Source organism: Cellulomonas sp., assembly GCF_036279715.1.
In the GTDB taxonomy this organism is placed as follows: Bacteria; Actinomycetota; Actinomycetes; order Actinomycetales; family Cellulomonadaceae; genus Cellulomonas_A.
Genome location: NZ_DASUIR010000053.1, coordinates 1 through 20,166, shown reverse-complemented (window position 1 = coordinate 20,166; position 20,166 = coordinate 1). Strand labels below are relative to the sequence as shown.

The 20,166-nt window shown below is 71.2% G+C and carries 19 protein-coding genes; 4 read left to right on the top strand and 15 right to left on the bottom strand.

What is annotated here, in order from left to right:
• Nucleotides 1–7: 7 nt before the first annotated feature.
• Complete coding sequence (locus tag VFW79_RS05940; RefSeq protein WP_329676397.1) at nt 8–193, top strand: hypothetical protein; 186 nt, start codon at nt 8–10, stop codon at nt 191–193.
• Between the two features lie 29 nt (nt 194–222).
• Here the strand turns inward: VFW79_RS05940 and VFW79_RS05935 are convergent, their stop codons facing one another.
• Entirely contained in the window at nt 223–1,812 is a 1,590-nt protein-coding gene (locus VFW79_RS05935) for an MFS transporter (RefSeq protein WP_329676396.1), read from the bottom strand.
• Nucleotides 1,813–1,896: 84 nt separating this feature from the next.
• Between VFW79_RS05935 and VFW79_RS05930 the strand changes: the two genes are divergently transcribed.
• Nucleotides 1,897–2,505 (top strand): TetR family transcriptional regulator, encoded by a 609-nt coding sequence (locus VFW79_RS05930; protein ID WP_329676395.1) that lies wholly within the window; start codon nt 1,897–1,899, stop codon nt 2,503–2,505.
• A 30-nt stretch (nt 2,506–2,535) separates the two neighbouring features.
• On the opposite strand, the gene VFW79_RS05925 is transcribed toward VFW79_RS05930, so the two are convergent.
• Nucleotides 2,536–3,192, bottom strand: coding sequence for a histidine phosphatase family protein (locus tag VFW79_RS05925; RefSeq protein WP_329676394.1), 657 nt, complete (start codon nt 3,190–3,192; stop codon nt 2,536–2,538).
• A gap of 95 nt (nt 3,193–3,287) precedes the next feature.
• Nucleotides 3,288–3,512 carry a three-helix bundle dimerization domain-containing protein gene (locus VFW79_RS05920; RefSeq protein ID WP_329676393.1) on the bottom strand — a complete coding sequence of 75 codons (225 nt, stop codon included), beginning with the start codon at nt 3,510–3,512 and terminating at the stop codon, nt 3,288–3,290.
• Nucleotides 3,513–3,620: 108 nt separating this feature from the next.
• Here VFW79_RS05920 and VFW79_RS05915 point away from each other — a divergent pair, with 108 nt between their 5' ends.
• Both VFW79_RS05915 and VFW79_RS05910 read left to right on the top strand, forming a co-directional pair.
• Nucleotides 3,621–3,971: a metalloregulator ArsR/SmtB family transcription factor gene (locus VFW79_RS05915; RefSeq protein WP_329676392.1), complete on the top strand. Its 351-nt coding sequence runs from the start codon at nt 3,621–3,623 to the stop codon at nt 3,969–3,971.
• Entirely contained in the window at nt 3,968–4,456 is a 489-nt protein-coding gene (locus VFW79_RS05910) for an SRPBCC domain-containing protein (RefSeq protein WP_329676391.1), read from the top strand. The genes VFW79_RS05915 and VFW79_RS05910 overlap by 4 nt, the downstream gene beginning before the upstream one ends.
• 80 nt (nt 4,457–4,536) lie before the next feature.
• On the opposite strand, the gene VFW79_RS05905 is transcribed toward VFW79_RS05910, so the two are convergent.
• The 12 genes from VFW79_RS05905 to VFW79_RS05850 all read right to left on the bottom strand — a co-directional run.
• On the bottom strand, nt 4,537–6,030 hold the full coding sequence (locus VFW79_RS05905; protein ID WP_329676390.1) for an MATE family efflux transporter: 1,494 nt from the start codon (nt 6,028–6,030) through the stop codon (nt 4,537–4,539).
• Between the two features lie 81 nt (nt 6,031–6,111).
• A complete protein-coding gene (locus tag VFW79_RS05900; RefSeq protein WP_329676389.1) occupies nt 6,112–7,710 on the bottom strand; it encodes a glycoside hydrolase family 43 protein in 1,599 nt (532 codons plus the stop codon).
• Nucleotides 7,707–10,130 (bottom strand): beta-glucosidase family protein, encoded by a 2,424-nt coding sequence (locus VFW79_RS05895; RefSeq protein ID WP_329676388.1) that lies wholly within the window; start codon nt 10,128–10,130, stop codon nt 7,707–7,709. The genes VFW79_RS05900 and VFW79_RS05895 overlap by 4 nt, the downstream gene beginning before the upstream one ends.
• Nucleotides 10,131–10,228: 98 nt before the next feature.
• On the bottom strand, nt 10,229–11,101 hold the full coding sequence (locus VFW79_RS05890) for a carbohydrate ABC transporter permease (protein ID WP_329676387.1): 873 nt from the start codon (nt 11,099–11,101) through the stop codon (nt 10,229–10,231).
• The gene (locus tag VFW79_RS05885; protein WP_329676386.1) at nt 11,101–12,117 is read right to left on the bottom strand and encodes a sugar ABC transporter permease; all 1,017 of its coding nucleotides are present in this window, start codon (nt 12,115–12,117) and stop codon (nt 11,101–11,103) included. Before VFW79_RS05885 ends, VFW79_RS05890 begins: the two co-directional genes overlap by 1 nt.
• 8 nt (nt 12,118–12,125) lie before the next feature.
• Nucleotides 12,126–13,427 (bottom strand): extracellular solute-binding protein, encoded by a 1,302-nt coding sequence (locus tag VFW79_RS05880; RefSeq protein ID WP_329676385.1) that lies wholly within the window; start codon nt 13,425–13,427, stop codon nt 12,126–12,128.
• A 408-nt stretch (nt 13,428–13,835) separates the two neighbouring features.
• A complete protein-coding gene (locus VFW79_RS05875) occupies nt 13,836–15,479 on the bottom strand; it encodes an ABC transporter permease (protein ID WP_329676384.1) in 1,644 nt (547 codons plus the stop codon).
• Entirely contained in the window at nt 15,476–16,396 is a 921-nt protein-coding gene (locus VFW79_RS05870) for an ABC transporter ATP-binding protein (RefSeq protein WP_329676383.1), read from the bottom strand. The genes VFW79_RS05875 and VFW79_RS05870 overlap by 4 nt, the downstream gene beginning before the upstream one ends.
• A gap of 47 nt (nt 16,397–16,443) precedes the next feature.
• Nucleotides 16,444–17,139, bottom strand: a complete 696-nt coding sequence (locus VFW79_RS05865; protein ID WP_329676382.1) for a TetR/AcrR family transcriptional regulator — start codon at nt 17,137–17,139, stop codon at nt 16,444–16,446.
• Nucleotides 17,140–17,387: 248 nt separating this feature from the next.
• Nucleotides 17,388–18,128 carry a triose-phosphate isomerase gene (locus VFW79_RS05860; protein ID WP_329676381.1) on the bottom strand — a complete coding sequence of 247 codons (741 nt, stop codon included), beginning with the start codon at nt 18,126–18,128 and terminating at the stop codon, nt 17,388–17,390.
• Nucleotides 18,125–18,592 carry a ribose-5-phosphate isomerase gene (locus VFW79_RS05855; RefSeq protein ID WP_329676380.1) on the bottom strand — a complete coding sequence of 156 codons (468 nt, stop codon included), beginning with the start codon at nt 18,590–18,592 and terminating at the stop codon, nt 18,125–18,127. The genes VFW79_RS05860 and VFW79_RS05855 overlap by 4 nt, the downstream gene beginning before the upstream one ends.
• Nucleotides 18,589–20,166: dihydroxyacetone kinase family protein (locus tag VFW79_RS05850; protein WP_329676379.1), on the bottom strand; the 1,578-nt coding region annotated here is incomplete at its 5' end. The genes VFW79_RS05850 and VFW79_RS05855, both read right to left, overlap by 4 nt.

Here is a 20,166-nt window from a genome sequence, read left to right as displayed (position 1 = left end):
GGAGCCCGTGAGCAAGGCAGTCGGTATCGCACTCGGCGCGGTGCTCGTCGTGATGGGTGCGGTGTTCACGGTCCAGGGCCTCGGCTACCTCGCGGGGAGCCCGATGACCGGCGTCACGCTCTGGGCGGTCATCGGTCCGGTCGTCGCGCTCGTCGGCCTGGTCCTGGTCGTGCGGTCCGTCCGGCGCCGCTGACGCGCCGTCAGCACCGGCAGCGCCGGACGTCAGGGCGCGATCGACCCTCGCGCAGGCAGGAGCACGTCCGCCTGGTCATCCCTCTCGGCGTCGCGTCCGCCGTGCAGCTCGCGCCTCGGTCCGCGGAGCGCCACGTACACCGCAGTCACGACGAGGACGCCGGCAGCGGTGAGGAAGGCCGCGCTGGTCGCGTCGACGAACGCCTGCTGCGCTGCGGCGACGAGCCGCTGCCCGGCCGGGCCGAGCTGGGCGAGCTGGTCGGCGCCGAGGCGGGTGAAGGCGATGGACGACTGCGCGCGTTCTGCGACCGCGGCGGGCAGCCCCGCGACGGCGTCCGTCAGGCCGCTGCGGTAGGCGCCGTTCAGGATCGTGCCGAGGATCGCGATGCCCAACGCGCTGCCGAGCTCGCGCGAGGTGTCGTTCACCGCCGAGCCCACGCCCTGCTTCGACGCCGGCAGCGACGAGACGACGGCGGTCGTCGACGGCGTCCCGGCCAGCCCCATGCCCGCCGCGAAGAGCACCAGGCCGGCGGCGAGGTGCCAGTAGACGAGCACGAGGTCCAGGGTGGTCATCACCAGCATCCCCGACGCGCTGAGCGTCAGACCGAGGGCGACGACCCTGTTGAGGCCGAACCGGTCCGCGAGTCGCGGGGCGGTGCGAGCCACCGGGATCAGGACGGCCGGGAGCGGCAGGAGGGCGACGGCCGCACCGAGCGGGGACCGGCCGGCGATGTACTGCAGGTACTGCAGCACGAGGTAGAAGAACCCGAAGCTGGCGAAGAACTGCGTGGTGATCGCGAGGGTCCCGATCCTGAAGCCCGGCAGTCGGAAGAGCCGCATGTCGAGCATCGGCTCAGGGTTCCGCAGCTCCCAGCGGACGAAGCTGACGAGCGAGACGGCGCTGAGCGCGAACGTACCCACGGTGATCGCACTGGTCCAGCCCTGGTCGGGCCCCTCGATGATCGCGAACACCAGAGCGACCAGTCCGACCAGCGACGTGAGGGAGCCTCGGACGTCCAGGCGGGGCGGGTGGGCATCCCGGGACGATGGCACGACGACGAGGGTGCCGATGATCGCCAGCACGGCGAGGGTGACGTTGAGCGCGAAGAACGAGCTCCAGGTGAAGAGCTCGAGCAGGATGCCGGACGCGAACATGCCGAGCACGGCGCCACCGCCGGCAACACCGACCCAGACCCCCACCGCGCGTCCGCGCTCGTCCGGCGGGAAGGTCGTGGTGATGATCGACAGCGTCACGGGCATGACCCCGGCCGCACCGATCCCCATCACGGCGCGCAGCACGATCAGAGGCTCCGGCGAGGACACGAACATCGCCCCCGCCGCTGCGGCCCCGAAGACCGCCAGCCCGGCCAGCAGCACCCGCTTGCGCCCGAACCGGTCACCGAGCGCTCCGGCGGGCAGGAGGAGCCCGACGAAGACGAGCGTGTACGCGTCGACGATCCACGTGATGTCGGTCTGGGAGGCGCCCGTGTCGATCGCCAGGTCGGGCAGGGCGACGTTCAGACCGCTGACGGCGGAGACGACCATCATCAGTGCGAGCGCGATGACCGCGAGCAGGGCGGTACGGCGTCGACGGGACAGAACCGGGCTGGCGTTGGTCATCGGAAATCCTCGCGCTATGAATTCGGGGCGTGTGGAATTCTGCGCGTGTAGAATCCGGATGTCAAGGAGTGAAGGAGGTACGGGATGACGGCGCGCACCCACTCGGGCAGACGCCCGGGCGACAGCGGCACGCGGGAGGCGATCGCGCGCGCTGCACGACGGCAGTTCGCCGAGCTCGGCTACGACCGCACGTCCATGCGGCAGGTGGCCCTCGAGGCGCAGGTCGACCCCACGCTCGTCAGCCACTTCCACGGGTCCAAGCGCCAGCTGTTCCTCTCCGTGATCGGGCTCCCGTTCCAGCCGGCCGAGGTCCTGCCGGGGCTCCTCGCGGGCGACCCGAAGGAGGCCGGAGCACGGCTCGCGCGCTTCGCGCTCGGGGTGTTCGAGTCCGACGAGGGCCGCAGCCGAGCGGTCGGGCTGATCCGGGCGGCCACCTCGGAGCCGGAGGCGGCCCGCGTCGTCCGCGACCTGCTGACCCGGGAGGTGCTCGCACCCCTCGCAGCAGGCATCGGCTCGGACGACGCCGACTACCGCGCTGCGCTGCTGATGTCGCAGATCGTCGGCCTCATCATGGCCCGCTACATCGTCGAGGTGGAGCCCCTCGCCTCGCGTGACCACCAGGCCGTGGCCGATGCGATCGCCCCGACCCTTCAGCGCTACCTCACCGGCGACCTCTCCGCACCGCTCCCGTAGCCGGTCGAGCAGCGCGGCGGCCTCGAGCCGCTACCGGACGAGGGCAGGTGCAGGTGCAGGTGCAGCGACGATCGCGTCGGGCACGCCATGCCCGGCCGGGTCGACCGCGACGGTGACCACCCGACGGCTCCCGTCGCCGTGCACCTCCACCGTCGAGATGCTCGCGTTCGGCAAGGGGTCCATCGGCCGCGCGTCGATCATCGCCAGGTAGGCGCGGAGGGTGAGCCCGTGGCTCACGACCAGGACGTGTCCGTCCGGGTGGTCGCGTTCGATGCGTCCGAACGCCGACCGCACCCGCGTCAGGAACTCGTGCCCGGGCTCCCCGCCCGGGATGCCGGCGAACGTCCCGCCGAGCACCTCGGCGAACATCGTGTCCGGGTCGTACCGGGCAAGGAGGTCGACCTCCGGGCGCGCCTCGAAGTCGCCGAAGCCGAACTCGCGCAGGTCCGGGTCTGTGACCGTCGGAGCCCACGGGTGGTGCGCGAGGATCTCCTGCGCCGTGGTCTGGGCGCGGCCGGTGGGGCTGACGTAGGCAGCCGTGAACGGGCTCGCGGCCAGATGCGCAGCCGTCGCGCGGACGCCGGCGAGGCCCCGCGCCGTCAGGGGCGAGTCGCACCAGCCCTGCAGCCGGTGGGCGGCGTTGTACTCGGTCTGACCGTGCCGGACGAGCGAGAGCGTCAGGACCACATGAACCTCCAGGCGTCAGCCGGCGGCGCCGGCCGTTGCCTGCAGGCTAGGAGACCTCGATGACCGCGACATGTCCGCGAGGTGCACGCGACGTGTCAGGTCTCGGGCTGTTCGCCCTCGGGCCGCGCGGACAGCTCCTCCAGACGGCTCGCGGCCTCGCGCTCGACCAGGATGGGCACGTAGTTGCGCACGGGTCCGTCGAGGTGGTGGTGGACGTCCTGCACCGCGTCTCGAACCACGTCCGGGCCGACGTCGGGATACCGCTCGATCAGCCTGTCCTGCACGTGCGCGATCGCTTGATCCTCATCCATCGTGACCATCGGTCCACCATTGCTGAACCTCGATGGATCGGCAACCGCCCACCGTCAGGATCTCGTCGTCCGGCACGCTCTTGCGGCGCACCGACGAGACGCGTAACGTACAACCACATGGTTATACGACAGGCGGAACGAGAGGCGACCGATCAGATCTTCGCCGCCCTCTCCGACGCCACCCGCCGGGACATCGTCACGCGCGTCCTGCGTTCCGAAGCCTCGGTCACGACCCTCGCCCGGCACTACGACATGAGCTTCGCCGCCGTGCAGAAGCACGTCGCCGTGCTCGAGCGAGCACATCTGGTGACCAAGCGGCGCCGGGGCCGCGAGCAGATCGTCTCCGGCGACGTCACCACCATCCGCACGGCCGCACGTCTGCTCGGCGAGTACGAGGAGATCTGGCGCGGCCGCATCGACCGAATCGACGAGATGCTCGCCGAGCCAGCCGAAGGAGCAGCACCATGACCGTCATCAGCACCACGCCGGACACCTCGGCACTGACCCTGACCATCGTCGCCGACCTCGCCGCATCGCCCGAGCGGGCCTGGCAGGTCTGGGTCGACCCGCGCCAGCTCGAGCGGTGGTGGGGACCGCCCACGTGGCCCGCGACCTTCGTCGAGCACGACGTCGTCGTCGACGGACGCTCGAGCTACTACATGACCGGGCCCGACGGCGAGAAGGCCCACGGGTGGTGGCGCTTCCTGTCGATCGACGAGCCGCGCTCGCTCGAGTTCGAGGACGGCTTCGCCGACGATTCCGGAACGCCCAACCCCGACATGCCCACGATCCGCGCGAGGGTCGACCTGCAGGGGACGGCCGACGGCACGCGCATGACCGTCACGTCGCGGTTCGCGACGCTCGAGCAGATGGAACAGCTCGTGGCCATGGGCATGGTCGAGGGCATGACGGGAGCCATGGGTCAGATCGACGACCTCCTGGTCCGCGTCTGACGATCCGCCCGCAGCGGACCTCACGCCGGTCTGACCCGACCGGCCTCATCCGCCCGGCCGATCCGCACGGGCGCGAGCGGTCAGCGCGCGCCGACCCCGGACTCGAGGGGCTCGCTCCCGGTGAGCGCGTCCTCCGCGTCCGGACAAAGGTCGGGGGCGGGCACGACGGCATCGATCACCACGGACCCGTCGATCGGGCCCTCGAGCACGACGTGGTCCCGAGCCCCGCCGACGCGCGACTCCGACCTGACGCCGAGCCGGCGGCTCGCCCGGACGTAGGCGGGGACGAGCACGGCGAGCGCGCCGAGCCACGCCAACGGGTTGCCCCACACGACGCCGGTGAAGCCGAAGAGCGCGCCGAGGACGACGGCGGCACCGACGCGCATCGCGAGCTCGATCACGCCGGTGAACGTCGGGACGAACGTGTACCCGAGGCCCTGCAGGGCACCGCGGAGCACGAAGAGGACACCCAGGGTGACGTAGAGGAAGCCGTTGACCTTGAGCAGGTAGGCCGCCATCGCCACGACCTGCTCCTCCCCCGTCCCGAAGAACAGCCCCACGATCTGGCTCCCGGCCGCGATGAGCACGGCGCCGAGGAGCACACCGCCCGCGATCGACATCCACACGCTCTGGACGACGCCGAGCCGGATGCGGTCGGGCCGTCCGGCACCGTAGTTCTGCGCGGCGAACGTCGACACGGCGATACCGAGGGACGCGAGGAGTGCGACCGCGAGCCCGTCGACGCGGGCCGCCGTCGTGTACGCCGCGACGGCATCGGAGCCGAGGTTGTTGAGCCGCACCTGCACCGCGAGCGTCCCGATCGCGATGATCGACGCCTGGAACCCCATGGGCAGGCCGAGCCGCAGGTGCCGGGCGAGGTCGCCGCGGGTGACGCGCCAGTCCTCGCGGCGCAGCCGGAGCACGGGGACGCGACGCCGGACGTATGTCAGGCACAGCGCGACCGAGACGCCCTGCGAGATGATGGTCGCGAGCGCGGCTCCGCCGACGCCGAACCCGAGGCCCGGGACGAGGGCGAGGACGAGCCCCATGTTGAGGCCGCAGCTCAGGACGAGGAACACGAGCGGCGTCCGCGAGTCCCCGATGGCCCGGAGGATCGCCGCGAGGTAGTTGAAGAACATGATCGTGCTCCCGCCGAGGAAGCTGACGACCGCGAACGTCGTCGCCTGCGGGACGAGCTCCTCCGGCGTCCGCATCAGCCGGAGGGCGGGCCCGGCGAGCAGCGGCGCGCCCACCGTGAGGACCACGCTCGTCGCCGCCGTCAGCACCGCGCCGGTCGCCACCGAGCGACGCACCGCCGCGCCATGGCCCGCGCCGAACGCCTGCGCCGTCGGGATGGCGAACCCGGACGTCAGGCCCCACGCGAAGCCGAGGAGGAGGAAGAGCAGGCTCCCGGTCGCACCGACTGCGGCGAGGGCGCCGACACCGAGCACCCGCCCGACGACGACCGCGTCGACGACCTGGTAGAGCTGCTGGACGATGTTGCCCACGAGGAGCGGGACGGCGAAGGCGAGGATGACGAGCCACGGACGTCCGGCGGTCAGAACCTTGGGCATGGCGGGACGAGTCCTCAGGACGCAACGGATCGGGCGGGCGCCGGGCCCGGCGGGCCGGTCCGATGCTCGCCAATCGTATCGTTACGATTCGCGGATTCCTGAGTGATTTTCCGCACGCGGATCCGGCACGTACTCGAATGTCTCCACGTGCGCGACCGTCGTCGTCGGGCGCCCGTTGCTCGTGGCGTACACCCCGATCCACAGTCCAAGGAAGCCGCCGGTCGCGACGCTGTCGAGCGTGCGGCCGTCGACGACCGCGACTGTCGCCGGTTCGTCGCCGGCCACCCCGCCGAGCAGGGTGTAGTCCTGCCCGCGGGCGGAGACGGTCAGGGTCACCGGTCCGTCGCCGGCACCCGGCAGCGCCAGCTCCCCGAGGGTGGTCTCGACGCCGGCGCGGCGGTGGACGGCGACGACCCTGCGGCTCGCCCCCCCGTCCGCGACCGTGACGAAGAGCCGCACGTGGTCGTCCTCCGACTGGCGTACGGCCACACCGACGTCCTCCCCCGGCGCAAGGTCGGCGCGGACGGTCGCGTGCACGTCGACGTCCTGGTGCTGCTGCCGCACCCCGAGGAAGGCCGGCGTCCCCGGCTCGCTCAACGTCGCCGGCCGCATCAGGAGGTCCCAGCCGTGGCCGCGCGCGGTGGCGAACTCCGCGGCAGGTCGGCGCAGCGCAGTCCAGCGCAGATCGTCGGGACGGACGACTCCGGACGCAACGCCCTGCGCGGCCCCGGGACGCGCCGGGAGGGCGAACGGCACGTCGACCTCGGCAGGCACGCGGCCGACGCCGGGAGCGAACACCGGCCAGCCGTCCTCCCAGACCACAGGCACCAGGAACGTCTCGCGGCCCAGGTTGTAGTGGTAGCCGCCGTACGGCCGCATGCCCAGCAGGACGGCCCACCAGCTGCCGTCCGCAGCCTGCACGAGGTCGGAGTGTCCGACGCCGATGACGTCTGACCCGTGGCCCAGGTGCCGGTGGGTGAGGATCGGGTTGCCCTTGCAGCCCACGTACGGCCCGGTCACCGAGTCGGCGCGCGCGACCGAGACGGCGTGGTGGAACTCGGTTCCCCCCTCAGCGGCGAGGAGGTAGTACGTGCCGTCGACCTTGTACAGGTGCGGCCCCTCGGCCCACACGACGTCCCGCAGCGCCCCGTTCCAGATGACGTTCTCCGGCCCGACGAGCTGCTTGGTCGCCGGGTCGAGCTCGCGTACCCACACCTCGGTCTGGTCGTGCCACGCGGGCTCGAGTGCCGGCCGGGTGCCGTGCACCCAGACCCGACCGTCGTCGTCGAAGAAGATCGACGGGTCGATCCCGGCGGCGTCGAGCCAGACCGGGTCGGACCACGGGCCCGCGGGGTCGGTCGCGGTCATCAGGAAGTTGCCGCCGCGGGCGCCGTCCTGCTGGTCGACGAGGGTGCAGACCACCCAGAAGACGCCGTCGTGGTGCCGCAGCGTGGGGGCGTAGAGCCCGCCCGACGACGCGATGCCGTCGAGGTCGAGCTGACCGGGCCGGTCGACGACGTGCCCGATCTGCTCCCAGCTCACGAGGTCGCGGCTGTGGAAGACCGGCAGCCCGGGGACGTACTCGAAGGTCGAGCAGGCCAGGTAGTAGTCCTCGCCGACCCGGCAGATCGTCGGGTCGGGGTAGCAGCCGGGCAGCAGCGGGTTGCGCGCGATCGTCACGCGGGCACGACCTTGACCTCCACCCAGCGGTGGTCGTCGGCCGTGACCTCGTGGACGTCGCCCGTGATCGCGACGACGCCGCGGGCCGTCGCGGTCCCCGGGATGTCCCGCGCCTGGGCGACCTTGCCGTTGGCGATGGCGCCGCCGGTGGAGTCCTCGGTGGTCGTGACAGCGCCCGAGGCGCCGGCGTGCGAGCCGACCCACACCTCGACGTCGCCGGGCTCGACGATCCGGACGAGCCGGCGGTCGGAGAACGCGAACCGTGCGGTCGGCACCGAGAACGTCGCGCGCACGGACTCCCCCGGTGCGAGCTCGACGCGCGTGTAGCCGAGCAGCTGCACGACGGGCCGGGCGACCGTGCCGAGCACGTCGTGCCCGTACAGCTGGACCGTGTCGGTGCCGGGCACGTCTCCCGTGTTGGTGACGGTCACGGCCGCCTCGAAGACACCGCCGGACCCGACCGTCGCGTCCAGCACCAGGTCGGAGTACGCGAACGACGTGTAGGACAGCCCGAAGCCGAACGGTCGCAGCGGGGTCGAGTCGGTCGACGTCACGCCGGACGGGCCGCCGAGGACGGGGCGCAGGTAGGAGTAGGGCTGCGCGCCGGCGGAGCGCGGCATCGACACGGGCAGCCGGCCCGACGGGTTGACGCGCCCGGTCACGACGTCGGCGATCGCCAACCCGCCACCCTCGCCCGGGAAGAAGGCCTGCAGCACCGCGCCCGGCTTCGCCCCCGGACCGTCGAGCGCCCAGTCGATCGCGTAGGGGCGGCCGGTCAGGAGCACCAGGACCACCGGGGTGCCGGTCGCGAGGAGCGCCTCGACCAGCTGGCGCTGCACGCCCGGCAGCTCGAGCGAGTCCGCGTCGTTGCCCTCGCCCACGGTGCCGCGGCCGAACAGGCCGGCCTGGTCACCCACGACGACGACGACGACGACGGCGTCCCGCGCGGCCGCGACAGCCGCGTCGAAGCCGGACGTGTCCTCGCCCTCGACAGCGCAGCCCTCGGTGAACGTCAGCTCGGGCTGGGCCGTGCCGGTCTCGCCGTACACCGCGGCGAGCGCCTCGAAGACCGTCGGGATCGCGAAGCCGATGGGGAACTCGGGGTGGTGGGCCAGCACGTGGTTGGCGAACGAGTAGCAGCCCATGAGGGCCTCGGCACGGTGGGCGTTGGGGCCGACGACCGCGATGCGGGCCGGTGCCGACAGCGACCGGATCAGCGGCAGGACACCGTCGTTCGACAGCAGCACGACCGACTCGTCGGCGAGGCGACGGGCCAGCTCCTGCTGGCGCGGCGAGTCGAGGTCGATGTCGGTCGGCGGCTCGTCCTCGAACGCGTCGGGGTCGAGGAGGCCCAGCTCCTCCTTCTGCGTCAGCGCGCGCAGGACGGCCCGGTCGACGTACGCCTCGTCGAGGTCACCGGCACGCACCCGGTCCGCGAGCGGCTGCAGGTAGGCGTCGCCCGTGGGCAGCTCGATGTCGATGCCGGCGGTCAGCGCGAGCGCGGCGGCCTCCCCGCGGTCGGCGGCGACCTGGTGCATGACCTCGAGGAACGCGATCGCGAAGTAGTCGGCGACGACGACGCCGTCGAAGCCCCACTGCTCGCGCAGCAGCGTCGTGAGCAGCTCGGGGCTCGACGCGACCGGCACGCCGTCGATGTCGGTGTAGGAGTTCATCACCGACCGCGCGCCGCCGTCGCGCACCGCCATCTCGAACGGCGGGAGGAAGATGTCGGCGATCTCGCGCGGGCCGGCGCTGACGGGCGCGTGGTTGCGGCCCGCGCGCGAGCCGGAGTAGCCGACGAAGTGCTTGAGCGTCGCGTGCACGCCGGCCTCCTGCAGCCCGCGCACGTAGGCGGTGCCGATGGTGCCGACCAGGTACGGGTCCTCGCCGATGCACTCGTCGACCCGGCCCCAGCGCGGGTCGCGAATGACGTCGAGGACGGGCGCGAGGCCCTGGTGGATCCCGAGCTCCCGCATCGAGTCGCCGATCGCCCGAGCGGCCTCCAGGACGAGGTCGGGGTCGAACGACGCACCCCAGGCGAGCGGCGTCGGGTACGTGGCGGCCTGCCACGCGGCGAGCCCGGTGAGGCACTCCTCGTGGACGAGCGCGGGGATGCCGAGGCGGGTCTCACGCTTGAGGCGACGCTGCTCGGCCCACAGCCACGCTGCGCGCTCGGCCGGCTCCACGGGACGGGTGCCGTACACACGCGTGTAGTGGCCCAGGCCGTGGCGGGTGATCTCGCCGAGCTTTCCCGAGTCCTGCTGGCCGGCGGCCATCTCGGACTGCATCGGCGCGACCGTGCCGTTCTGGTCGAGCCAGTAGCCCACGAGCTGGGCCAGCTTCTCCTCGAGCGTCATCTGCGCAAGGAGCGCGCGCACGCGCTCGGAGGCGTGCGGCAGGGCAGGGGCGGCGTCGAACACGGGCGGTTCTCCTTGGTCGTGACGCAGGGGTGTCGAGCCGGAGCACTGGTCCGGGCCCGACGGCGGCGGTGCGCCCTGCCGCCGTCGGGCACCTGGGCTCAGCCCTTGACGGCGCCGCTCAGGCCGCCGATGATCCGGCGCTCGAAGAACGAGAAGAACACCAGGGCCGGGATCATCGACAGGGACGTGAACGCGAGCACCCGGGCGGTGTCCACGGAGTACTGCGCGGCGAACGCCTGCACGCCGAGCGGCAGGGTGTACGACCCCTCGTTGTTGAGGATGAACAGCGGCAGCAAGTAGCTGTTCCAGCTCGCGATGAACGCGAGGATGCCGACGGTCACCACACCCGGGATCGAGAGCGGGATCACCATCCGGAAGAAGAACCCGAGCCGGCTCGCGCCGTCGATAGAGGCGGCCTCCTCGAGCTCCTTCGGGATCGCCCGCAGGAACGGCACGAGGATGATGATGGTCGTCGGCAGGGCGAACGCGATCTGCGGCAGGATGATGCCCGCGAGGTTGTCGGTCAGGCCCAGGCCCCGGATCAGGATGTACAGCGGGGTGATGGCCACCGTCATCGGGAACATCAGCCCCGCGGCGAAGAGCGCGTACATCGCGTTGCGCCCCCAGAAGTTGTAGCGGGCGAGCACGAAGCTCGCGGCCACTCCGAGAACGACGACCCCGAGGGTCGTGAACACCCCGCAGATGACCGAGTTGGAGACCTGGCGCCAGAAGATCGAGCTCTTGAGGACCTCGGAGTAGTTGACCAGCTGCCACGTCGACGGGAAGCCCGACGGGTCGCGGGTGATCTCCGAGTTGGTCCGGAAGCCGCCGATGATGATGTAGATCACCGGTCCGACGCAGACGCCCACCAGGGCGAACGCGACGACGTAGGTGACCCAGCTGGCCCGGCTCAGGCTGGGCCGCTTGCGGCTCGTCGTCGGGCTCAGCGGAGGCGCAGTGATCGTCGCCATCACTTCTTTCCTTCCGTGAGGGCACCCTCGGTGTCGCGGTTGAGCACGAACCGCTGGTAGGTGAGGGCGAGGATGAGCGAGATGACGAACAGGAGCACGGCCACGGCGTTGCCGAAGCCGTAGTTCGCGGCGTTGCGGCCGTTGACCACCATGTAGGTGGCCATCGTCGACGTCCCGGCGGTCGCTGCCACGTACTGGCCCCAGATGATGTACACGAGGTCGAACAGCTGGAGCGCGCCGATCATCGACAGGAACGCCCAGATGCGGATCGTCGGGCCGAGCAGCGGCAGGGTGATGCGCCGCTGCGTCTGCCAGTAGGAGGCACCATCGATGGCCGCCGCCTCGAAGAGCTCCTGAGGGATGCCCTGCAGTCCGGCCAGGAAGAGGATCACGGCGAAGCCGATGTACTTCCAGGTGATGATGAGCATCAACGACCAGATGGCGATCTTCGGGTCGGACAGCCAGTCGACCGTCCAGCTCGGTAGCCCCGCCTTGACCAGCAGGTCGTTCACCGCGCCGTTGGTCTGGAGCATGAGGCTCCAGCCGGTGCCCACGATCACCTCGGACACCACGTATGGCACGAAGATCAGGACCCGCACGAGCGACCGGCCGCGCATCTTCTGGTTCAGCAGGAGCGCCAGCAGCACTGCGGCCGGGCCCTGCAGGAGCAGGGACAGCACCACGATGATCGCGTTGTGCGCGAGCGCGTCGTGGAACGTGCTGTCCTTCAAGATCGTGACGTAGTTCTGCAGCCCCACGAAGTTGGTGGGCGGGCCGAAGCCCTTCCACTTGAAGAACCCGTAGTACGCCGCCAGCAGGACCGGGAGCATCACGAAGGTGATGAATATGACCATCGCGGGACCGGCCAGGAGAGCGATCTCCAGGCGTTGGCCCCAGCCCGACCTACCGACCCGGCGGGCCGGGGACGATGCCTTGCGAGCACCGTCCCCGGCTGCAGACAGACCCTCGGGCGATGACGTCACGGCGAGCTTGCCCTCGCCCAAGGTGTCACTCATGGTGCCGACTACTCCTTCGCCGCCGCGTCAACCACGGACTTGACGATCGAGGCCGAGTCGCCCTTGCCGGCCAGCAGGTTGACCACGCCGGCGTTCAGCGCGTTCCCGACGTTCTGGCCGTACAGCGTGTCGAGCCACAGCGAGACGTACGGCGCCTTGTTGTAGGACGCGAGGACGTCCACCAGGGCACCCTCGGTGACGACGCTCTGCGCGTCCTTGCTGGCGGGCAGCGTGTGGAACGCGTTCGCGTAGCCCTCCTGGTACTTCTTCTGCATCGCGAAGTTCAGGAACGTCGAGCACTCCGCGGGGGCCTTCTTGGAGCAGGAGAACCCGTCGAGCCCGCCCATCATGGCGCCGGCCTTGCCCTGTCCGCCGTCGATGGCCGGGAACGGGAACCAGCCGAGGTCGGCCAGCGGCTTCTGGTCGGGCGTGAGGGACGCGATGACTCCCGGGTCCCAGGCACCCATGAGCTCCATGGCCGCCTGGTGGTTGGCGAGCAGACCGGCCGACGAGCCGGCGCCCTGCTGGGCGGAGGTGGTCAGGAAGCCGTCGTTGAACGGGTTCGTCTTGGAGAACGCGGCCAGCTCGTCGCCGGCCTTCGTCCAGCACGGGTCGTCGAACTTCTTGGTGGCGGTGGCCTTGTCGAGGGTCTCCTGCGAGCAGGCGCGCAGCGCGAAGAAGTAGTACCAGTGCGCAGCGGGCCACGCGTCCTTGGCACCGAGGGCGATCGGGGCGATCCCGGCGTCCTTGAGCTTCTGCACGTCGGCCTCAAGGTCGGCGATCGTCGCGGGCGTCCCGGAGATCCCCGCCTTCGCGAACAGGTCCTTGCTGTAGTAGATGCCGCCCGGGAGGATCGACATCGGCATGCCGTAGATCTTGCCGTCCACGGTGAACGCACTGAACGCCGCGTCGCCGACAGCGGTCTTCGTCGCGTCGTCGACCTTGACCTCCTGCGCCTGGCCCGCCGTGACGACGTCCGACAGCTTGCCGCCGCCGCGTGCCATGAAGATGTCCGGCGCGTCACCCGAGTTGAGGGCGGTCTGGAGCTTGCCGTCCATGTCCTCGTTCTGGATGGCCTGGATGGTGATCTTCACCCCCGGGTTCGCCGCCTCGAAGTCGGCGACCGTGGACTCCCAGTACGCCTTGCCCTCACCGGTGGTCGAGTTGTGCCAGAAGGTCATCGACACGTTGCCACCGGCGGCGGCAGAGCTGCTGCCACCGCTGCTGCTACCGCCGCTGCTGCAGGCAGTCAGCGCCAGAGCGCCGATCGACAGGGCGGCCGTGGCCACCAGGAACTTCTTACCGTTCATCAGATCTGTCCTCTTCGTTGAGCTGCACAGAGTGGAAAGTTCGCCCGTTGCGAGGCGAACCGAGGACCGCAGGTGCTACCGACGCACCACCCGGCACTGCCGCAGACCGGCGTCCTCGCCGGTCCTGCGCCCGCCCCGCAGGGCGGAAACCACCGTCATGAGTGGTGCGGTCTTCTTCATCGAGTACTCCTGGTCGTCGTCGACAGGGGGACGCAAGCGCCACTTTGGCATCTCTTCCGCCCGCTCGTCAATTGTTATCGATAACGTTTTCCTAACGGCCGTCGAGCGAGCCGCGGCTCACCTGCCCGTCAAGCACGCCGGAGGCTCAGGGCCTGCGCGCCTCGCCATGTCCCTGGTCGATCGGTCGCCCGCGACGAACCGTCGCGGGCATCGCGCGACCTCGGGGCATCACCCCGGGAGCACGTCGCGACGCGCGAAGTGGTCGAGCCCGCCCCAGATCAGCCCTGCGGCCACGACCGTCATGACGACGAGGGGCGTCCAGGTCAGGGGCTCGAGCGGCTGGGTGGGTGTCGCGGAGAACGGCAGCGCGTCGAGCACCCAGCCGGGCAGGTGCAACGCGTCGCCGACGATGACGATGAACCACATCGCGGCGAGCACACCCCACGTCAGCGGGATCGCGAGGCGCGGCAGCCACCCGAACAGCGCCACTGCGACGCCGACCAGCACCATGACGGCCGGCCAGTACGCGAGGGCCGCGCCCGCGAGCCGGCTCGTCTGACCCGGGTCACCGACGATCGAGCCGTAGCCGGCACCGATGCCCGCTCCCCCGACGAGCAGCAGGACAGCTGCCCCGACTGCCGGGACCAGCAGTCGCTCGAGAGCCCACCGGCTCCGGGACAGAGCCCCGGCCAGCTGGGGCTCGACGATCCCGCTCGCCTCGTCGGTCCGCAGCGTGACCGCGGACTGCAGCGCGAACACCGCGGTGATCATGGCGATCATCACGATGAGCAGGGACAGCAGCGCGTCGACGCCCGTTCCGCCCAACATCGCCTTCGCCATCGGCCCGGCGTCCTTGATCAGGTCGGTCATGGCCTGGACGACGGATCCGAAGAGCAGCGCGCACAGGACGATCGTGATGGTCCAGCCGATGATGGGCCCGCGCTGGAGCCGCAGCGCGAGGCCGAGGGGCGTGGAGTACCGCGCGGGTGCCGCGGCTGGGCCGGGACGCTCCGGGACCAGCCCGGACCCGAGGTCGCGGCGCGCCTCGAGCAGACCTGCCACCACGAGGAGGACGGCGGCCAGCAGGATGAGCAGGGCCAACGGCCACCAGCGGTCCGCGCCCCACGGCGCCATCTCCTGCCCCCACCCGAGGGGCGAGACCCACGTGAGGCGGCCGTCGCCGAGGTCGCCGACCATCCGCAGCACGTAGAGCACGCCGAGGACGATCGATCCGAGCCCGTTCGCGCCGCGCGAGGTCGACGCGACCTGACCGGCGATGGCTCCGATGCCGAGCGCCACGAGCCCGACGCCGGTCACCGAGGCACCGGTGAGGAGCGAGCCGGTGACGCCCGCGCCGACCGGGTCGAGGCCACCGGCTACCGAAGCCAGCGCGAGGCCCGCGCCGACCGCCACGCACAGCGCCGCGTTGACCAGCCACGACGCCGCGGAGTAGGCGTGCAGGCCGAGCACCCGCGAGCGGAGCAGCTCGGTGCGACCGGCCTCCTCGTCGGCGCGCCCGCTGCGCGTCACGAGGAACACGACGCCGAACGCGAGCGACAGCGCACTCGTCATCCAGATCTTCGTCCACACCGCACCACCCAGCGTGGCCGGTGCCGCGGCCAGCCCGGTGAGCGCCTTGATCCCCGGCGTGTTGCTCAGCGCGGCGAAGTCGTCGAGCGCCGCCTGCGTGGTGAAGACGCTCTTGTAGTACGAACCGACGTACGCGAACATCCCGACGAGCACCACCCACCACACCGCCAGGCGGACGCGGTTGCGCCGCACGACGAGCCGCACCATCGAGCCCAGCCCGGCCAGGGTGTCGGCTGCCGGGCGCTGCACCGCCGTCGGTGTCCGCACTGCTGTCGAAGTCATCGGTCGCCGCCGCTCAGCGCCGCGAGCTCGTCGCCGTAGTGGCGCAGGAACAGCTCCTCGAGCGACGGCGGGTTGGCGACGAGCGACCGCGGCTGGAGCCGGGCAACCGCGCTCAGGACCGCCGGCAGCTCCGCGTCGTCGACCGCGAACGTGACGTGGCCGTCGAGCCGCTGGAGGTCGTGCACCCCGGGCAGGGCAGCAAGGCCGTCGACGCCACCGTCGAGCACCACGGTCACCTGCGAGCGCGTCAGGTGGCGGAGCTCGGCGATGGTGCCCGCCTCGACCGTGACGCCGTCGCGGATGATCGTCACGCGGTCGGCGAGCCGCTCCACCTCGGCGAAGATGTGGCTCGACAGCAGCACCGAACGGCCGTCGGCCTTCACCTCGAGGATCGACTCGGTGAACGCCGCCTCCATGATCGGGTCGAGGCCCGACGTCGGCTCGTCGAGCAGCAGCAGCTCGGCGTCCGACGCGAGAGCGGCGACCAGGGCGACCTTCTGCCGGTTGCCCTTCGAGTACGCACGGGCCTTCTTCGTCGGGTCGAGCTCGAACCGGTCGAGCATCGTCTTCTTGCGCTTCGGGTCGAGGGAGCCGGACAGCCGCGAGAGGATGTCGATCGCCTCTCCGCCGGTGAGGTTGGGCCACAGCGTCACGTCGCCCGGGACGTAGGCGATCGACCGGTGCAGGCGCACGGCGTCCGCCCAGGGGTCGCCGCCCAGGACGTCGACCCGCCCGCCGTCCGCGCGCAGCAGACCGAGCAGGATGCGGATCGTCGTCGACTTCCCCGAGCCGTTCGGGCCGAGGAAGCCCGTGACCTGACCGACGGGGACGGTCAGGTCCAGACCACGCAGCGCGTGGACTCGACCGAAGCTCTTCGTCAGGCCCTCGACCTCGACGGCCATCTGCGGTGCGGGCATCGTCACTTTCCTTCGTCTGCGGCTGTGCGGGCGGGCGGCGGACGCCGTCACGCGGTCTGCTCCGAGGATCCGGCCTCGGACCGCTCGCTGGGCGGCTCCCACAGGTACTCCAGGTAGTCGTCGAGCATCTGGCGGCTGGTCAGCAGCCCTTCGGTGTACAGCTCGAGGATCGGCAGGACGGCCTCCTGCTCGGCGTCGTGCAGGGACGCCACGAACTCGTCCGGGGTGAGGCCGGGCGACGTCACGAACCGCACGAGCATCGCGCCCATCGTCTGGTGGGTGAGGTAGCGCAGCCGCGCCTCCTCGTCGCGCGACGGACGCGCCAACCCGCTCGCGACGCTGTCGGCCATGACGATGCGGGCCTGGTCGACGAGGCTGTCCAGGAAGCGGCGGGCCGGCTCACCGCCCGCATTGATCGCTCGAAGCATGTAGACGACGACGGTGCTGGCGATGCCCGGTCCGGTGAGGCGTGCGAACAGGTACGCACTCGGGTCGGCGATGGCCTCGGTCTTCAGCGCCTGGTAGTGCCGCAGCACCTCGGCGTCGCACTCGGCCCGCAGCGCGGCCTTCGAGCCGAAGTGGTGAGTGATGAGGCCCGGGGAGACGCCGGCGCGCGTGGCGATGGTCCGGAACGAGGCGCCGAAGCCCTCGTCCGCGAACGACTCGATCGCGACGTCGCGGATCCTCGCGCGCGCGGTCAGGTCCGATGCCGAGCGTTCGTCCGGTACGGCTGCTGTACCCACGACCAGCATCCTATACACGCGACCAGCGCGACGCGCCGACGAGATCGGGGCCAACGACGAGCGTCGCCCGGCGGCGCCGACGGTGGCACTGCCGGTACCCGTCTCACCAGGGACTCCCGCACGGCGGCCGCCGGCGGTCTGCTTGTGCCATGGAACCAGTCGGCGGCGCGTCCGCTGATGGTCGACGCCGCCTACCGGCGCAAGTACGGCGCCTACGCGTCCATCGTCGACCACCTCGTGGAGGAGGGTCAGCGGGCGGCCACGAGGTCGAGGAGCCCGATGAATCCCGTGACATCCCACGCGGCACGCCCGATGAACAGCCCGTCGACGCCGTCGACGCCCAGGGTCGCGAGCGCATTGCCTGGATTGACCGAGCCGCCGAAGAGGATGCCCCTCACAGCGCTGCCCCACTCGGCGCTCAGCGCAGCGAACACGTCGGCGATGTCCGCCGCCGCGGCCGGCCGGCCGCTGAAGCCGATGGCCCAGATCGGCTCGTAGGCCAGCACGACCGACGACACGTCGTCGACGCCGTCGAGGGCTGCGCGGACCTGGTCGAGCACGTGCAGCACGGAGCTGCCGGACGCGAACACCTCGTCCGGCTCGCCGACGCACACCAGCGGGGTGAGGCCATGCCGCAGCGATGCCTGCACCTTGAGGTTGACGGTCGCGTCGGTCTCCGCAAAGTACGCACGCCGCTCCGAGTGCCCGATCTCCACGATCGTCGCCCCGGCGTCGGCGACCTGGGGTACCGAGACCTCGCCGGTCCACGCGCCGTCGTCGGCCCAGTGCGCGTTCTGCGCGCCGACCAGGACGTGCGAGCCCCGCCCGAGCACCGCGCTGACGCTTGCCAACGCGGTGGCCGGCGGCAAGATGAACGGCTGGACACCGGGCCACCGTCCCGGGTCGGTGGCGGCCAGGGTCTCGGCGTAGTCGCGAGCCTGAGCCAGCGTCTTGTTCATCTTCCAGCTCGTGCCCACCCAGGTGGTCACGTGGGGAGAGGTGTTGGTTCGTAGGAGCAGATCGCGGCCACGTTCGCGGCGGAGTGCGACGTCTCGTCGAACTCGTACCCGAGCCACTCGTGCGCGAGGCGCCGAGCGACCTCCAGACCGACGACACGCTGGCCGAACGCGAGCACCTGGGCGTTGTTCGACATGACTGCACGCTCGACGGAGTACCCGTCGTGCGCCGTGACAGCTCGAATGCCCGCCACCTTGTTCGCGGCGATCGCCATCCCGAGGCCGGTCCCGCAGATGAGCAGGGCGCGGTCGGCCTCCCCTGCCGCGACCAACCGGGCCGCCTCCACGGCCACGTGAGGGTAGGTAGTGTCCGCGTCGGCTCCCACACCGACGTCGATGACGTCGCTCACTCGAGTGTCGGTGGCCAGGTCCTTCTTGAGGGCCTCCTTGTACGCGTATCCGGCGGAGTCCGAGCCGATCACGATGCGAAAGGTCACGAGAGGACTCCGGTCAGCGAGGTGGACGAAGGGGGATCGGTCTGGTCGGCGTCTGCGGGCACGGGTGCGACGGCAGCCATCAGGAGGGCGAACGACGTCGCACCGGGGTCGGCATGGCCGAGGCTGTGCTCGCCGTGCGTGCGGGCTCGACCACGCTTCGCCGTGATGAGGGCAGTCGCTTCCGCGGCCACGGCGGCCACGGCGGCCGCCGCTGCCCAGGCCTCGTGCAGCGAGGCGCCACCCGCACGAGACGTGGTCAGCGTGTCGATGAACGGGGCGATCGCATCGACCATCGTCTTGTCACCCGGTGCTGCGCCGCCCAGCCGCACGATCGCGTCGGTACCGGCACGCACCGCGGCGAGCAGCTCGTCCTCGTCCGCCCCGACGGAGTCGCTCAGCGCTGCGCCCATCGCCGCGAGCGCCGCCCCCCACAGCGCCCCGGAGGTACCGCCAGCGCTCTCGGACCACGCCCCGCCGGCTCTGATCAGAAGCGTCTGGGCACCCGAACCAGCTGCGAGCGCCGCCTCGGCCGCTCGAGCGGCACCGCTGGTGCCGAGCACCATGCCCTGTCCGTGGTCGCCGTCGCCCGCCACCGCGTCCAGGTCACCGAGCTGCTGCTCGTTCTCGCGGGCGCACAGCACCATCGCGTCGATCGCAGCGGCGAGCCGAGCGGCCAGCTCCTGCGACTCTGCCGAGCCGGGGACGATCGCCGCCTGCTCGTCGGCTTCGACTCGCGCGACGCGGCGCGGCCGGTGAGACGAGGCACCCCGCCGGAATGCAGGGGTGTCCACCGGTGCCGTCCAGTACCCCTCGAGCTCGGCGTCGAGGAACGTGACCGTGAGCGACAGTCCCTCCATGTCGAGGCTCGTCACCTGCTCGCCGACCTCGGGCTCGATGGCAGTCAGTCCCATCCGCGCAAGCCGATCCGCGATCCGCGCGTACACGACGAACAGCTCCTCGTACTTCGTGGCGCCGAGGCCGTTCAGCAAGACCGCGACGCGACCCTCGTAGCCGTCGACACCGCGCTCCGGTTCCTCCGCCAGGATGCCGTCGAGCAGCGCGTCGGCGACATCGTCCGCGGTGCCGAGCGGCGCGACGGAGATCCCGGGCTCCCCGTGGATGCCCAGCCCGATCGCCATGGTGGCGCCTGACACCTCGAACAGCGGATGGTCCGCGCCGGGCAGCGTGCAGCCGCCGAATGCGATGCCGAGGGAGCGGGTCCGGGCGTTGGCCTTGCGCGCGACCCGCTCGACCTCGTCGAGGTCGCAGCCCGCCTCGGCTGCGGCACCGGCAATCTTGAACACGAGCAGATCGCCCGCGATGCCCCGGCGCAACAGCGAGTTCGCAGCCGTGTCGGACGCCATGTCGTCGGTGATGGTCACGATCCGGACATCGAGGCCTTCCGCCCGCAGCCGCTCGGCGGCCTGCCCGAAGTGCAGGACGTCCCCGGCGTAGTTGCCGAAACCGAGCAGCACCCCGCCGGCGTTGTCGGCGGCGCGGACCACGGAGTAGACCTGCGAAGCAGAAGGCGAGGCAAAGACGTTGCCGCAGACGACGCCGTGCGCCATCCCGGG